Below are 15,360 nucleotides of genomic sequence, written 5' to 3'. Positions count from 1 at the left end.
CGGCCAGAGCCGTGCAACCTCTGAGTAGCGCCTTACTCCTCAGCTGCGCTGATTTGCTTGCCCCAGACCGCGATGCCGCGGTCATCAAGGCCTGTCACCACCAGCGCGGGCTGGCTTCGCTCCCAGTCCCAGGACGGGAGCAGCTTCAGTTCTTCCGTAGAGGCTCCGCCCCATGGGCTTTCTTTCCACTTCAGTTTCAGTGTTTGTTTGCCATCAAATGTCCAGGTTCCTGAACCTTTTTCGCTTTTAATTTTACCGTGGCTTGTTAGGGTATAAGGCACGGCTTGAATCTGCCCATCTACGGACGGATCAAGTGCCATACCTTCCCACTCCCCGGCAATCATGGACTTCGGAATATCCTGCGCTGTCTCACCGGCGTAACGCTCTGGTGAAACCACAGGCCAGCCGTCCTTCGTCCATACCATTTTACGTACATGCAGATATGGCCAGTTTTTATCCGTCTCGCCCCGTGCATGATGCACGATGTAATAATCGTCTCCGTCCTTCAGAATGGAGTTATGTCCGGGTGCAACCCAGCCCTCGCCTTCTGTGAAGCGATAACCGCCGAGAATTTTGGTGCCGATCTCATATTGCGGCAGATGCTCCGTATCCAGCATGTTATTGCCGTTTATGTCCGTGTACGGTCCTGTGATTGAATCAGCACGCGCAACCCGCACGTTGTAATCTTCAAATAAGGAGTCATAGGAGACGAACAGATAATACTTTTTGAACTCCGGGTTATACACAATGTATGGACCTTCCACTGCGCCCTCTTCAGTTGCACGATCCCGTGCGGCAATGCGGGTACCATATCCCTCATCCTTGAATTTCCCGGTATCCGGATCAAGCGGCGCAATATAGATACCATCAAAAAACGAACCGTATACCATCCATGTATTGCCCTCAGCATCCACAATGGGATTGGCATCAATGGCATTTAATTTGTCCTGTTCATTCGCAGAAGTTTTCACAACCAGTCCTTCATCTGTCCATGGACCTTCGGGAGATGACGATGTCTGAAGACCGATAGCCGACTGGGTACTGCCAAAAGTAGAAGCCGAATAATACATCCGATAGGTATCACCAGCCTGAATCACATCCGGTGCCCACAGATTGACCGCACCTGTCCAGTCCAACGCTTCTTGCGGAATGCCCGGCAGAGCCTGACCTACCCATGTCCAGTTAATCAGATCATCTGATTTGCGTACCATGACACCGGGTTTCGCTTCTCCTGCTACACGAACGTCTGTGGAATAGACGTAGTATCCCTGGTCTGTTTTAATAATGGCCGGATCATGCGCATTGTTTACCGTCCAACGAGATTCATCATCCAATATGGAGGTGTCATACAGCTGGGTATCTTGAGGAGCTTCAGGAAAGACCGGACGGGACACCGTTTCTCCAGCCCCTTCTCCAGCACATCCCGTAGCCCCGCTAATCAACAACAGCAACATGGAAGCAACAACCCCTCTCTTCGAAAATGTCCACCCTTGGAAGTTCTTCCACTGGTTCATCCCTTGACTCCCGAAATGGCAACCGATTCAATAATCTGTTTCTGGAAGATGAGGAAGATGATTAATACCGGTAACAGAGCTACGATGGACGCCGCCATAATAAGCGGATAATCGGTTTGAATCGCATACGTGGCATTGAAGTTTGCTATAACGAGCTGTAACGTCTGCTTCTCCGGTGAATTCAGATAGATAATCGGTGCCAGATAATCGTTCCAGATGCCCATGAACCAGAGAATCAACTGAGCGGCTACCGCCGGTTTGATGAGCGGGAACGTAATGCTGGAGTACAGCCGGAAATAGGAGCTTCCATCGATTTTGGCCGCCTCAATAATTGCATCAGGTACACTAAGCAGGTACTGGCGCAGGAAGAAGATCATGATCACGTTACCGAACAGGCCTGGAACAATCAGCGGAAGCAGCGTATCCACCCAGCCCAGCTTGGCGAACATGATGAATTGCGGGATCATGACGGTTGGATAAGGAATCATCATGGATGCCAGCAACGCGAGAAACAGTTTGTTTTTGTGCGGGAATCTTAATTTGGCAAAAGCAAAGGCAGCGATACTGGACGTAAACGTACCTACCACCGTTACACTCACTGCAACAATGAGGCTGTTTTTGATCCCGCTGAGCAGCGGTCCTGCTTCCCAGATTTCTTTATACTTTCCAAATTGGAACACTTCAGGTATCCATACAGGCGGAAGCGCGAACACATCCTGCTTCTCCTTCAATGACGTGGACAACATCCAGATCAGAGGTGCAATCATCGCAATTGCCCCAATCGCCAGTACGATAAAAATGATCGAGTTTGTTAATTTCCTCTTTTGACTGTAAGACATCTCCGGTTCACTCCTTTCCTTGATAATCAATCCCCATCATAGGCTGATTTTTCGTTCATTTTGAATTGCACCAGGGTAATGACAAAAATAAAAATACCAAGAATCATGGCCATCGCCGAGGCATAACCCATCTGCAAGTTACTGAAGGCTTTCTGCCAGATGTAGAAAACGATCGATGCCGAAGAGTATTCAGGACCACCCGTTGGTGTCATAATGTTCATCTCGGTGAAGATCTGAGAACCGCCAATGATATTTGTAACAATGAGGAAAAAGGTAACCGGCTTCACCATAGGCCAGGTGATATTGCGGAAGATCTGGAATCCATTCGCTCCATCCAGCTCAGCCGCCTCGTAATATGTACGTGATACACTTTGCAGTGCTGCCAGGTACAATAACATCGTGTATCCCAAGCCTTTCCACACCGTCATAATAATCAGAGCAGGTTTAACCGTGTCTTTGTTGGCAAGCCAGTTAGGCCCTTTAATCCCGAACAGGTCAAGGAATTGGTTTACCAGACCGTAATCCCCGTTGTACGCCCAGTTCCACATGATGGATACCGCAGCGAGGGAAGAAATGACCGGGATGTAATAGATCACACGAAATGTCGTTGTGCCCGGAATTTTACGATTCAAACCCATTGCCAGCAACAATGCGAGCAACAATCCAATCGGAATACCAAGCATCAGGAAAAATGTGTTAAACATCGCTTTGTAAAAGAGGTCATCCGTGAGCAAATCCTTGAAGTTGGCCAATCCGATAAAGTTCATCTGTCCCAGTCCGTCCCAATCCGTAAAGGAACCATAGAGGGAGTAGAGGAACGGGAACATAACAAAGATCAGCAACCCAAGAATCGGAGGTAAAATAAACAGATATCCGTACAGCATCTCTTTGCGATACAAACTCGATTTCGTAATCACGGCGTTCACCCCTGTTTCTAGTATCAGCATGTGGCATTCTTCGATTGAACCTTGCCGATCAACGAATGCCACATGCCCGTATGGAATCCCACAATTTCCAACACGAATGATGCCAGCAGCATGATTGCACTCTGCCGGCATCGCCCTTTCCTATCTACTATTTCTGAGATTTCTTTTCTTGTTCAACCGCTTTGTCGAGCAGTTTTTGCATTTTCGGCTGTTGCTGCTTCACATAGTCTGCGGCTGTAATCTTGCCATCCAATACCGGCTGGATGTCTGTGAAGAACAGGTCATACCATTCCGCATTGTACGTGTAGTTACCTGGCAGAGCCCGGCCGTAATCCTCAACGATATCAATAAATTCCTGTTTGTTGGCTGGTTTCGTGGATGTATCTTTGGCCCACTCATCTGCCATATCAAGCAAGTTCGGGATCTGTACCTTGGCATCCACCAGTTGCTGCATGCCTTCCTTCGAAGCTGTAAGGTAATTCACCAATGCAGCAGCTTCTTCCGGATGTTTTGTCTTCGCCGATACTCCGATTCCCAGAGATCCAATCCACGTTGCCGATTTGCCAGTAGATCCCGCAGGGAAAGGCAGCAAATCATAATCGAAAGGCAGTTTCTCAAATGTACTCATATCCCATGGCCCTACAGGGAAGAAAGCCATTTCACCTTTCATCCAGCGTTGATACGTATCCAATGTTTGCGCTTCCTCAATGGAAGGTGTGATTTTGTATTTGTTTTGCATATCCGCGAAGAACTGCAGTGCTTCCGCAAATTTCGGATCATCAATCGTTACCTTAGTTTTGGTCTCATCCAACCAGTCCCCACCATTGCTCCATACAAAGGATTGCAGTGCCCACTGTACGTTGAATCCGGTACCGTACACATCAGGTTTACCGTCCCCATTGGTATCTTTGGTCGCTTGCTGATTCACCTTGATGAACTCTTCCCATGTATATGGTTTATCCTTGTCAGGGAATGGAATGCCCTCTTTTTCAAACAAAGTTTTGTTGTAGCCCAGTGCAAATGGCCCCAGATCCTTAGGCATACCGTAGATATCGCCCTGTCCTGCCATTTTTCCATCATAACGATACAGGTCCACGCCGTATTTCCAGATATTATCGAGATCGACATCCGGATTGTTTTCAATATACGAAGTGAGGTTCATCAGCACATTGCTGTTCACATACGCTTTCACGTCGCCCGGATTGATATAAAATACGTCAGGCAAGCTGTTGCCTGTAATTGCCGCTCTCAGCTTGGTTGCATATTGATCCGCAGCCGTTACAATGATTTTGACTTTCACACCCGGATGATCTTCTTCGAACTTCTTGACCACCGCCTGGTATGCTTTCTGCTCATCTGTCCCCCCGCGGAACATGAACGTTAACTCCTTATCCCCACTCGCACCGCTGCTTCCTCCTCCGCAGCCCGCAAGTACCAGTGCACTTACCAGCATAAGAAGCATAAATGTGACCCAATTCTTTTTCTTTACCATCTGAACCCCTCCTGATCTGGATTTGTAACCGTATTCAATTGGATGAAATAAGATTTCTGTTGTTAAATTTATCAAATCCAGATCCCTTTAGTCAATACTTTTATAAAACATTTTATATTTTTATAAAATAAATTAATATTTGGGCCACCCATTCGAGTCCCATAACAAGTCATTAATCAGCAATTTCGGATTGCCATTATCCTCTGCATCATAGGCATGTCTTGCAATGACATTGCCGTTGTACACATCCTGACCACCTGGACCTTTCCATTTCACATTGCCTGTATCCAGTATTGTTCCGCCACCATTCAGCATATTGACTCCGTTTTTGTCCACATAAGGACCTGTTATGCTGGTGGAACGTCCATAGACCATTTTGTAGGTACTGTTCACCCCTTGGCAGCAAGAATCGATGGAAGCAAACAGGTAATAGTAGCCGCCACGATATACAATACTTGGTCCTTCAATAGCACCTCCGTTATTCGGGCGCGCAGCAATGGATGTTATATTTCCCGTCGGTTTCATCGTATTTTTGTCCAACTTGACAATCTTCAGACCGCTCCAGAAAGAACCGAAGGCCAGCCAGGGATTGCCTGAAGCATCGATGACCAGATTCGGATCAATGGCATTATAATTATTGGCGGTCGTGGTCTGAAGCACCAACCCTTCGTCCTTCCATTGCCCTGCTCCAATGCTGTTGGCAGACGCAAGACCAATTGCAGACCGATTGGAACCAAAGGTGGAAATCGAATAATAGAGCCATACTTTTCCGTTATACTGTTCTACATCCGGTGCCCATACATCCATCCCGCTTTGTCCCGGAACGGCAGAAGCCCACCAAGATGGCTTAGTTAAGAAGATTTGTGGAACACGATACCAGGACGATCCATTATCTGATTTCAATACTTGAATGCCCGGGCCGGTTGAAAAGGTGTACCAGGAACTGCCCTCTTTGATAATCGACGGATCATGAACAGCGGTATCTCCGGTTAGATTCCAGAACGCCGCCAAAGCTTTTGACTGACCTGCCAGCAGTAATACCATCACAAGTAATGCCGGTAACGCCAACCGTTTCCACTTAAACCTCTTCACATTGTTTACCTTTTCCAAACCGAACTCCACCTTTCCTGATCAAATGGTTAATTAGGTTCATGAAGTAATGAATCATTTTAGGTATAATAGGATTATAAAAGCGGTTACATTACATTTCAATGGTATATTTCAAATATGTGTGAACTGATTAACACTTATTTTAACGGGAATAACGAACAAAATGTAGATTATATTGTCGTATTTACGCTATACACAAGGGTTTTGACTTCTATTTCTCCACCCTTCCCTTCCATGAGGGAATGATTTATAATTATCTGAAATAAAACATATAAATGTGCAAATGTCTGTGTCGAAGACTTTGTTCAGAACGGGGAAAGGAAATCCACCTATGATTTATATTAAAGATCTGATGTCGGGTGTGAATATCTTCAAAGCGCTCAGTTCGGAAATCCGGATTCAGATCATTGAGCTGCTCGCCAAGAACCAGAGTCTTAATCTCAATGATCTCGCAACCAAGCTGGGACTGAGCAATGGTGCCATCACAATGCATATCAAGAAGCTTGAAGAGAGCGGATTGATCGAGATCAACACCGCCGTTGGCAAACATGGAATTCAGAAGATATGTTATCTCAATGAGGAAAAATTGATGGTTGATCTGCGTTCACAGGAGATTAACAATCGTTATGAGGTGGAAATTCAGGTCGGTCATTACAGCGATTATCATGCTGCACCTACTTGTGGTCTCGCTACCCGGGACAGTATTGTTGGAGAGTTCGACGATCCGCGTTACTTTGCTGATCCACTGCGAATTGATGCGGAGATGATCTGGCTGGCTGAAGGTTATCTGGAGTATCGGATTCCCAACTATCTCAAACCTAATCAGTCCTTTAGCGAAATTCAGTTGTCGATGGAACTGGGGTCGGAGGCACCTGGCTTTTGTGACAATTACCCTTCGGATATTTATTTCTACATCAACGGTATTGAGATTGGCTGCTGGACGAGTCCGGGGGATTTTGGCAATACACGTGGTACCTTCAACCCGGAATGGTGGCCTCCGCATTTGAATCAGTACGGCATGCTGAAGCTGATCCGAATTACTCAGGAAGGCAGCTATATCGACGGATGCCGCATCTCGGACGTAACGCTGGATCAGATTGGACTGGATTACAAAAGCGATATTCACTTCCGCATTGCGGTTACGGATGAACCTTTGAACAAAAGGGGCTTAACGATCTTTGGTAAAAACTTTGGCAACTATGGACAGAATCTGCTCGCTCGGGTTCTATATAACGTGCAAGAAGAGTAGAGCCAGCTCTGACTAAACGCCGAGATAAAAGCTCAACAGAACTGCTGAAATGCCTAAAACACCTGTTCATCTGCACAACAATTAAAGAGTGCGATCCAGCACTCTTTTTTTGTTGTTTCATCCCGTTCCACCTTCTTATTCGCTATGTCATGATATACTAATGGCCTGTAATGACAAAATGGAATAACGGGCGGGGATACCTTTTGAAATTAGAGCGATTAATCTCAATCATATACAAACTGCTGAACCATGAAGTATTGTCTGCTTCCACCTTGGCGGAAGAGTTTCAAGTCTCCCCAAGAACGATCTACCGGGACATTGATGTGATCTGTGCCGCCGGCTTCCCGGTCGTCTCCCATCAGGGACTGAAAGGCGGCTACGGCATGATGGACGGATACAAGATGGATAAAAGCTTGCTTGGTTCTTATGATGTGGATTCCCTGATCACGGTCCTCAGCAGTCTATCCACAGTATTCGAAGATGCACGTGCACAAGGCACGATTGAACGTCTGCAAACGATTGGACCAGAGCATCAAACCTCAAGTCTATCGGTGGATCTGGAGACTCGCCGAACAGAACCTGATGCCCTTCCTCATCTGCGTAAAGGTATTACGGATCATCAGGTTGTCCGCTTTGACTACATCAATACGAAAAATGAACATACCCCCCGCAATCTGGAACCGGTAAGACTGCATTTTAAATATCGCAATTGGTATGTTTATGGATTTTGCCAGACTCGGCAGGATTATCGCGAGTTCCGACTGTCCCGGATGATGAACGTGCAACTGACATCGGAGCACTTCCAACCCCACCTTGAGCTTCCCCAAGAGACGGTTGTGTCAGATCCGTCATGGCAAGATCAGGTAAGTAATGTGGTATTTCGGGTGAACCGGGAAGCGCTCGCGGAAGCCATGGATCATTTTCAACAGGCTGATAAGCAATTTCATGAGGATGGAAGTATGACAATGCGTATCTCGGTTCATCAACCGTTACAGGCCAGATGGCTTTGGTCGTTTCTACTCAGTTTGGGCAGTGGCGCCGAGGTGCTTGAACCGATTGAATTACGAGGTATTCTGAAAGAACAACTTCGAAACGCACTTAAGCTCTATGAAGAAGTATGACACGCTGTTGTCATACTTCTTTTTTTATAATCATCTCAGTAAGTAACCCAATCTATCGCCAAATTAAAGGAGACGATCATCAATGAATCATCCGGAACAAATGTATAACTACCACACATGGGCCACTCAAACCATCCTGGGCAGAATCAAGGAACTGCCCTCGTCTGTACTGAGTCAGGAAGTGAACAGTTCATTTCCAACCATCGCTCACGCACTCAGCCATATCTATGCAGTAGATAAAATGTGGTACTTGGTATTAAATGGCACGGGTATGCCCGAGGCACTGCAAGCATGCATACCTCTAAATAGTGAAATTCACGGTTCAGTGGATGAATATATCCAACATTTTAACGACCTATCAGCACAATATAGCGAATGGCTCCAAGGCCAGGCTGATCTGGACAAAACCGTTCTGCTCGATAACCCATTTGCCGGAGTCCGCGAAACCAGCTTATCCGAAATGGTATTTCATCTGGTCAATCACGGGACCTACCACCGGGGCAATGTATCTACCATGCTGCGTCAATTGGGGCACGCCTCCATCATGAACGACTATTCTCTCTTCTGGTATCAAGAACCGGCTCAAGTATAGACAAGGATTCGATGGAAAATGTACATTGTATCCCCGTGACATCAAGGGATGAATTGAGAATTTGGTTGCGATATCATGGAAAATTCGAGAAATATTGGCAACAGACAGGACCTCCATATGAGGAGGCCCTGTCTGTTGTCTTATATTCGGTCAGGTATTAATGATTCTGCCTGTATGCTTTGGGAGACTTGCCAAAGGCTTTCTTAAACTGGCGGGTGAAATAATTACTGTCGTTAAATCCACATTCATACGAAATTTCCGTGATGGACATATTCCCGTTTTTCAGCAAATGACATGCCTTCTCCAGACGCAGCTTCTGCAGATAAGAGATCGGGGTCATCTGATAATAGGATCGAAAAATCCGATTCAGATGCCTTATGGAGATGTCTGACTTCCCCGCAATATCCTCCAACGACAGCGGCTCAAGATAATGATCTTCGATAAATGAAATGGCATTGGCCAGATGCATCAGATTATTACCCTCGATCCCTTTCTCCTGCGTATCATATTGTCTCGACAAATAAACCACCATCTCCGTAAGACGTGAGATCAACATCGTCTGGTACCCTTGCTGTTTACTCTGATATTCCTCAATCATGAACGATATCAGCGATTCTACATACTCCAGACTGGAAATGGATAACGCCAATTTACTCGGAAACGAGTGAATATTACGATAAAACGGTTCCAACACAAACAGCGCCTGGAATCCGTTAGATTTTCTCAGATCAGGCCCAGCCGAAGCAAGCATCTCAGGACTGAACATAATGTTACAGATCCTAAAATCATGAGGGTCTTTATACGCATGATGGGTGTCGCCATTAATCACAAATACATTCCCTTTTTTAATAAAAAATTCCTCGGTGTTCACCACATGGGTTGCATGACCACTCAGAACAATGACAAGTTCCGTAAAGTCCACATGATTATGAAGCTCCATGTCTTGGTCGTGTCCACCATACTGAATAAAAAATGGAAATTGCTGATCCGAAGTAAACCATCTCAAATATGCATGACTCAAAAGCAATCCCCTCCGCAAACCATGTTGGGTTGAATGTCTATATCATGCTATTCGAGGACCGAAAAATCAAGGTTGGAAATGATTGAGAACGATATAATTCCCCTTATAGCAACAATACCTCTGCTACGTTTAGGTTCATATTAAACTCTCAAAATGAATAGGAGCATCACATGATGAAATATACCAATCCGGTGATTCCGGGGTTTTATCCAGATCCGAGTATCTGCCGTGTAGATGAAGACTATTATCTGGTAACAAGTACCTTTGAATATTTCCCTGGTGTGCCCATCTTCCACAGCAAAGACCTTGTGAACTGGCGACAGATCGGCCATGTCCTCACAACCAATGAGCAACTCCCTCTAGCAAACGCGGGCAGCTCTGGCGGCATTTTTGCCCCAACTCTTAGGTACCATGATGGCTCGTTCTATATGACAACAACCAATGTCAGCGGCGGCGGAAATTTCTATGTACGCAGTGCCCAGCCCGAGGGACCATGGTCTGCTCCAATTTTTGTTGATCAGGGCGGTATCGATCCCTCTTTTCTCTTCGATGAAGATGGACGTGTGTATTTTCAAACGGCCTGTAACGGCGATGAGGGCGAGGGCATCTATCAGTGCGAGATAGATATAAAGACCGGAATGAGAATGACGGATAGCCGACTAATCTGGACCGGAACCGGAGGAGCAGCCCCCGAAGCTCCCCACATGTATAAAATAAACGGCCTCTACTATCTGATGATCGCCGAAGGTGGAACCGAGTATGGTCATATGGAGACCATTGCTCGGAGTAGAGAGCCATACGGTCCATTTGATCCATGTCCACATAATCCGATTCTGTCCAATCGGAGCATGAAATCCAGCATCCACGCAACCGGTCATGCAGACCTTGTCCAGATCCAGGATGGAAGCTGGTGGGCTGTCTCTCTTGGCATTCGTCCAGCAGGTTACCCTATGCGGCACCATCTGGGACGCGAAACGTTCCTGGCGCCTGTCACCTGGACGGATAACGGTTGGCCCGTGATTGGTGTGGACGGACATATCGAGCAGGAGATGAATGGGCCTTTGTTGGCTGAGTACCCTTGGTCACCTCAGGTTGTTCGGGATGATTTTGATGACGAATCATTGGGAATGAACTGGATCTTCTTACGTAACCCGGCTCCGGATAGTTGGACGCTCACAGAAATTCCTGGGCAACTCATCCTCCGTGGTCATTCCGTTTCACTCGATGATGGTAGGAATCCAGCCTTTGTTGGACGTCGATTGAGCCATTTCTTATGTAATATGGAAACCGAGCTGCGTTATGAGCCACATGCGAGCGGTGAGGAAGCTGGATTGACCTTATTTATGAATGAAAAATATCATTACGATTTGGCTGTAACACAGGTCAACGAGCAGAAAAAAATCGTATTGCGCCGAACTGTCGGCTCCCTGCGAACCGAACAAGTGCTTGACTGTGACAAAGGACCTGTTGTATTACAAATCAAAGCTGATCGTAATCACTTCACGTTCCTCTATCAGCAAGGTTCATCCGATGCCATTGAAGTGGGTTCAGGAGAAACACATCTGTTATCTACGGAAGTGGCGAGTGGTTTCACAGGTGTGATGATCGCCATGTATGCCTACGCCCCATCGGGGGAGTGTACGCCTGCACGTTTTGATTGGTTTGACTACGAACCTCTGGATTAACTAATAGTTTCAACTCCTGAATTTAATATGTACTAGAAGATAATTATCCCCTTAAAGTAGATACTCTTACCAAAGCCTTGTGTGGTAGCATAAGGAAATGAGTGAACTTTGAGGGGATTTTGCTATCTTTATATTTTTCTCAAATGATTGCACTGGAATCTATAAAAGAACCATTGCTTTATTGGAGAAGTTCTCCTAGTATTTTTAGAAGGAACACCCCAGTAGCTCCCATCTTGACAATAGCATCACCGTCCATATGAGAGCGCTATCGCTGCAGCACAAAAGAAAAACGGGAGGTTGCAGATATGAAATGGAATCACTTCAAGTCCAAGCTTCTGTTTAAGTACACACTATCCTATATCTCCATTTTTCTTATCCCTCTTGTTATTTTAACCATCATTATTTATCACAACGCTGTGGACACGCTCCGTTCCGAGATTGAACAGACCAATGTCAATCAGCTCACTCAAGCCAAAACGGTCATTGATGATCGCATGAAGGAACTACAGGACATCGCGTTTCGCATCGCCTACGATGAGCAGTTAACGCGGTATTGGACCCATCATCCCTACTATAGTCGGGAATCCATTAGCGCATTAGTCAAATACAAAGCCACCAGTTCCATTATCGATGAGTTATTCCTGTTCTTCCGCGGAGATGATAACATCTACTCTTCTCAAGGCTCTGAGAACCTGAATGTGTTCACTGGCCGCTACAAATTTAATACTTGGAACCAAACCGACATGATCCGGGATTTGAATAACGTCCCGTTTCCCACGATACGACCAGCCGAGCAGGTCGTCCAAGGAACCCGAATTCCCAATTCCATGCTAGCCTACCTTGTACCGATTGCACCTAATAATACGCCTGCCCACGGAACCGTGATGTACCTGATCCACGAGTCTAATCTGACCGGTTTGATTGATTCGATCCTCAGTGACTATCACGGGATGACTTATATTTTCGATAATTACGGGCAAGTACTGGCAGCCAATTACAAGGGAGAAGTCATATCCGAACAGGAAGTCAACGCTCTGTTTACACTTGAACCTGGAACGCACAGCATCTCCTTAAATCAAGAACCACATTCGGTTGTATCTGTTAAATCGGATACGGGTTGGACTTATGTAACCGCTATGCCAAGCAACCAGTTTTTCAGCCGAATTGTCCATATTCGAACCTTTATTATCCTTGTATTCTCCTTTGTGGTGACGATGGGCACCATCCTTGCTATCATGTTGGCGCGAAGACAATACCATCCCATTTCAGACTTAATGGAGTTCATTCGGTTGAAGAATGATCCGGATACGTCCTCAACCACCAACGAGCTGGAATGGATTAAGAAAACACTGCATGATTATAGTCAGCGTGTGGATCTTCAGGAACCCTATGCCCGCAATCATATTTTGCTCATGTTGCTGAAGCACGGTCACACCGGAGATTTCCCCTCTGAGTTTACGGATAAGCTTGGTATACGGTTTAACCGATCCCATTATTTTGTCATGATTATGGGCTGGGAAATGCATGCTTTTCCCATCGGTGATAACTCCGAGCAACCTACTGTCATGCAGCTGATGAACGATGTGGAGCTGCCGGATTTGTCTGCATATGCTTACGGCGTGGAGCTTCCACAGGCAGACCAATTGGCCCTTATCGTGGGATTTGATGCCGAAATTGGACATGAAGGTAGCCTCAATGCCCGTATGGGGCCTATTGTTGAAAAGCTGCAATGGATGGTGGTAGAACACACCGGGGTCGCGCCCGCAATCGGGATAGGCAATCGATACACTTATCCAAAACAGCTGAATCAGTCCTACATCGAGGCCTCAACCGCTCTGGAAGCATCGATGCTGCACGGACAGGGCAGCAGTACATACTTTAACGACCTTTCCGGCTCCGGTGTGCAGGATTCTTCCTTCTGGGTCCCCAAGGATGTGTTATTAAAGCTGGTCCAGAGCTTAAAACAAGGGAGCTATGATGTGGCGGTTCAGATGGTATCAACCGCGTTGAACAATTTGAAAACTGAAATGCCCTCTGTACCGCTGCTGCGTTGCATCTGCTTTGATATTCTGAATACAATGCTCAAAACCGCCTCGGAGCTTGGCATCCATCATGTCGTTGATCAACTTCCAAGGATCACTTCCTATGACTCGCTGGAGGATCTGGAGAAAAAGCTGACAGGCCTTGCCGCCGAAATCTGTGCCCATGTCGAGGCAAAAAGTGAGACGGAAGAAAGCTCCCTGATGGATGAAATCGTTGCTTATATTGACGCCAATTTCTCGGATTATGACCTCAGTCTAGGCACGATTTCATCGAAGTTTACGATCTCTTCATCGTATTTCAGTCGTTCTTTCAAAGAAAAGATCGGCATGAATTTTACCCAATATATCTGGCAGAAACGGGTGGATGAGGTCATTCGACTACTGTTGCATACAACCGATCCGTTAAAGGATATCATCACCCGCGTCGGTTATCTGGACACACCAAACTTCATCCGCAAATTCAAGAAAGAAACAGGTTATACCCCAGGACAATACCGTAAAATGCACCGTCCCAACGGCTCTGCCGATTCCCCTGATGATGATGAGGAATGTATTGGATAAATGGACAGAGCGAATAACATGTGCCTGATTCATTAGACCAAAATAACGCAAACAAGGGGCCGTCCTATACGTCATGCTCATGACGTATAGGACGGCCCCTTCGTATGTTTTTAGTCCGTAGACATAATCTGATTCGTCGCGGCCGACGGCCTTATCCGATTTTCCCAGCCGGAATATCCTGCAGCCCTTGATGTATCGCACCCAGCAGACGGTGGGTCGGATCACAGCCGTACTCCCAGAACATGATCCCGGCCAGACCATGCTCCTTTACGTAAGCACATTTGCATTGGATCGATTCTTCGTCATCATATGATATGAGGCTGGACCCATCAAACAGAAACGGTGCACAGGCTTCTTCATCCCAATAACGGGTGTAACCATCCTTGTTGATGTACTGCGCTACCAGCTCTGCAAATGATGGTCCATATCCGCCTGTACTGCCGGCTATTTGGTGGAGTCCGCGGTTTCGGTCAGGAACCTCAGTCCAGATCCGGGAATAGAATGCGGCACCAATCACTATTTTCTCCTTCGGAACGCCGGCGTGAACAAACAGGTTCACGGAAGCATCCGTACTGATTCGAAACAGATCTCCTGTTGGTGTGTACAGATTCGTATGATGTCCGGTCAGAACCTGAAAACCGCCGCGCATATCATAGGTCATCAACTGCACGTAGTCCAGGTACTGCTGCACCTCAGCCATCTCTGTACCATCAACGTAGTATTGATCTGCCCCTGCCGCAATGGTGAGCAGATAATGACGGCCATCCTCTTCTCCCTTGGCACTCAGTGCCTCCCGGATCGTCTTGAGAAGCAAGGTGAAATTCCCTTTATCATCAGGACTGGATACAATACCTGCTTCACCGTAACAAGGATACTCCCAATCCAGATCGATCCCGTCAAAAGGATATTCCTCCAGCGCCCGAACTGCCGATGCAGCCATGCTCTCCCTCCCCGCCTGGGTTGAGGCGGCTTCGGAAAAACCGCCAGCACTCCATCCGCCTACAGACAGCAACACTGTAAGATTCGGATGCTCCCGCTTGATGTTCCGGATCACATAGCCGTTTTTTAAATGCTCGGTGGTAATTTCATCATTCTTGACATGACCGAAGGCTACGTTCAGATGTGTTAACTTCAACAGATCCTCATGTGTCATGTCAGGAAGAGCAGAATCAACGACATACCCCACTGCAACATATTTCGTCACTCTC

General features: G+C 46.6%; 12 protein-coding genes. 5 read left to right on the top strand and 7 right to left on the bottom strand.

What is annotated here, in order from left to right; translation table 11 throughout:
- Window positions 1-32: 32 nt before the first annotated feature.
- From ABTV53_RS05465 to ABTV53_RS05445, 5 genes are all read right to left on the bottom strand, one after another.
- Window positions 33-1,454: an arabinan endo-1,5-alpha-L-arabinosidase gene (locus ABTV53_RS05465; protein WP_433754076.1), complete on the bottom strand. Its 1,422-nt coding sequence runs from the start codon at window positions 1,452-1,454 to the stop codon at window positions 33-35.
- A 56-nt stretch (window positions 1,455-1,510) separates the two neighbouring features.
- Window positions 1,511-2,353, bottom strand: a complete 843-nt coding sequence (locus ABTV53_RS05460; protein ID WP_278296469.1) for a carbohydrate ABC transporter permease — start codon at window positions 2,351-2,353, stop codon at window positions 1,511-1,513.
- 26 nt (window positions 2,354-2,379) lie between these two features.
- Entirely contained in the window at window positions 2,380-3,270 is an 891-nt protein-coding gene (locus ABTV53_RS05455) for a carbohydrate ABC transporter permease (RefSeq protein ID WP_036611613.1), read from the bottom strand.
- A 157-nt stretch (window positions 3,271-3,427) separates the two neighbouring features.
- Window positions 3,428-4,771: an ABC transporter substrate-binding protein gene (locus ABTV53_RS05450; protein ID WP_433751480.1), complete on the bottom strand. Its 1,344-nt coding sequence runs from the start codon at window positions 4,769-4,771 to the stop codon at window positions 3,428-3,430.
- A gap of 132 nt (window positions 4,772-4,903) precedes the next feature.
- Window positions 4,904-5,815, bottom strand: coding sequence for a glycoside hydrolase family 43 protein (locus ABTV53_RS05445; RefSeq protein ID WP_433754074.1), 912 nt, complete (start codon window positions 5,813-5,815; stop codon window positions 4,904-4,906).
- A gap of 397 nt (window positions 5,816-6,212) precedes the next feature.
- Between ABTV53_RS05445 and ABTV53_RS05440 the strand changes: the two genes are divergently transcribed.
- From ABTV53_RS05440 to ABTV53_RS05430, 3 genes are all read left to right on the top strand, one after another.
- Window positions 6,213-7,130: an ArsR/SmtB family transcription factor gene (locus ABTV53_RS05440; RefSeq protein ID WP_433751479.1), complete on the top strand. Its 918-nt coding sequence runs from the start codon at window positions 6,213-6,215 to the stop codon at window positions 7,128-7,130.
- Window positions 7,131-7,333: 203 nt separating this feature from the next.
- On the top strand, window positions 7,334-8,251 hold the full coding sequence (locus tag ABTV53_RS05435; protein ID WP_433751478.1) for a helix-turn-helix transcriptional regulator: 918 nt from the start codon (window positions 7,334-7,336) through the stop codon (window positions 8,249-8,251).
- Window positions 8,252-8,333: 82 nt separating this feature from the next.
- Complete coding sequence (locus ABTV53_RS05430) at window positions 8,334-8,843, top strand: DinB family protein (RefSeq protein WP_433751476.1); 510 nt, start codon at window positions 8,334-8,336, stop codon at window positions 8,841-8,843.
- A 157-nt stretch (window positions 8,844-9,000) separates the two neighbouring features.
- Here the strand turns inward: ABTV53_RS05430 and ABTV53_RS05425 are convergent, their stop codons facing one another.
- On the bottom strand, window positions 9,001-9,864 hold the full coding sequence (locus ABTV53_RS05425) for a helix-turn-helix domain-containing protein (RefSeq protein WP_421887499.1): 864 nt from the start codon (window positions 9,862-9,864) through the stop codon (window positions 9,001-9,003).
- A 173-nt stretch (window positions 9,865-10,037) separates the two neighbouring features.
- On the opposite strand from ABTV53_RS05425, the gene ABTV53_RS05420 reads away from it, so the two are divergent.
- The gene (locus tag ABTV53_RS05420) at window positions 10,038-11,549 is read left to right on the top strand and encodes a glycoside hydrolase family 43 protein (protein ID WP_433754072.1); all 1,512 of its coding nucleotides are present in this window, start codon (window positions 10,038-10,040) and stop codon (window positions 11,547-11,549) included.
- A 305-nt stretch (window positions 11,550-11,854) separates the two neighbouring features.
- Window positions 11,855-14,152 (top strand): helix-turn-helix domain-containing protein, encoded by a 2,298-nt coding sequence (locus tag ABTV53_RS05415; RefSeq protein WP_433751474.1) that lies wholly within the window; start codon window positions 11,855-11,857, stop codon window positions 14,150-14,152.
- A 151-nt stretch (window positions 14,153-14,303) separates the two neighbouring features.
- Here the strand turns inward: ABTV53_RS05415 and ABTV53_RS05410 are convergent, their stop codons facing one another.
- The gene (locus tag ABTV53_RS05410) at window positions 14,304-15,356 is read right to left on the bottom strand and encodes a glycoside hydrolase family 18 protein (RefSeq protein ID WP_433751472.1); all 1,053 of its coding nucleotides are present in this window, start codon (window positions 15,354-15,356) and stop codon (window positions 14,304-14,306) included.
- Between the last annotated feature and the right edge of the window lie 4 nt (window positions 15,357-15,360).

Source organism: Paenibacillus amylolyticus, from assembly GCF_050990605.1.
Lineage (GTDB): Bacteria > Bacillota > Bacilli > Paenibacillales > Paenibacillaceae > Paenibacillus > Paenibacillus amylolyticus_H.
This window is presented reverse-complemented; position numbering and strand designations above follow the sequence as displayed.

Excerpts from the sequence above, each read along its gene's own strand:
- ABTV53_RS05450 (WP_433751480.1), bottom strand. The coding sequence starts at position 4,771 with ATGGTAAAGAAAAAGAATTGGGTCACATTTATGCTTCTTATGCTGGTA.
- ABTV53_RS05430 (WP_433751476.1), top strand. The coding sequence starts at position 8,334 with ATGAATCATCCGGAACAAATGTATAACTACCACACATGGGCCACTCAA.
- ABTV53_RS05440 (WP_433751479.1), top strand. The coding sequence starts at position 6,213 with ATGATTTATATTAAAGATCTGATGTCGGGTGTGAATATCTTCAAAGCG.
- ABTV53_RS05460 (WP_278296469.1), bottom strand. The coding sequence starts at position 2,353 with ATGTCTTACAGTCAAAAGAGGAAATTAACAAACTCGATCATTTTTATC.
- ABTV53_RS05445 (WP_433754074.1), bottom strand. The coding sequence starts at position 5,815 with ATGGTATTACTGCTGGCAGGTCAGTCAAAAGCTTTGGCGGCGTTCTGG.
- ABTV53_RS05420 (WP_433754072.1), top strand. The coding sequence starts at position 10,038 with ATGAAATATACCAATCCGGTGATTCCGGGGTTTTATCCAGATCCGAGT.
- ABTV53_RS05415 (WP_433751474.1), top strand. The coding sequence starts at position 11,855 with ATGAAATGGAATCACTTCAAGTCCAAGCTTCTGTTTAAGTACACACTA.
- ABTV53_RS05465 (WP_433754076.1), bottom strand. The coding sequence starts at position 1,454 with ATGTTGCTGTTGTTGATTAGCGGGGCTACGGGATGTGCTGGAGAAGGG.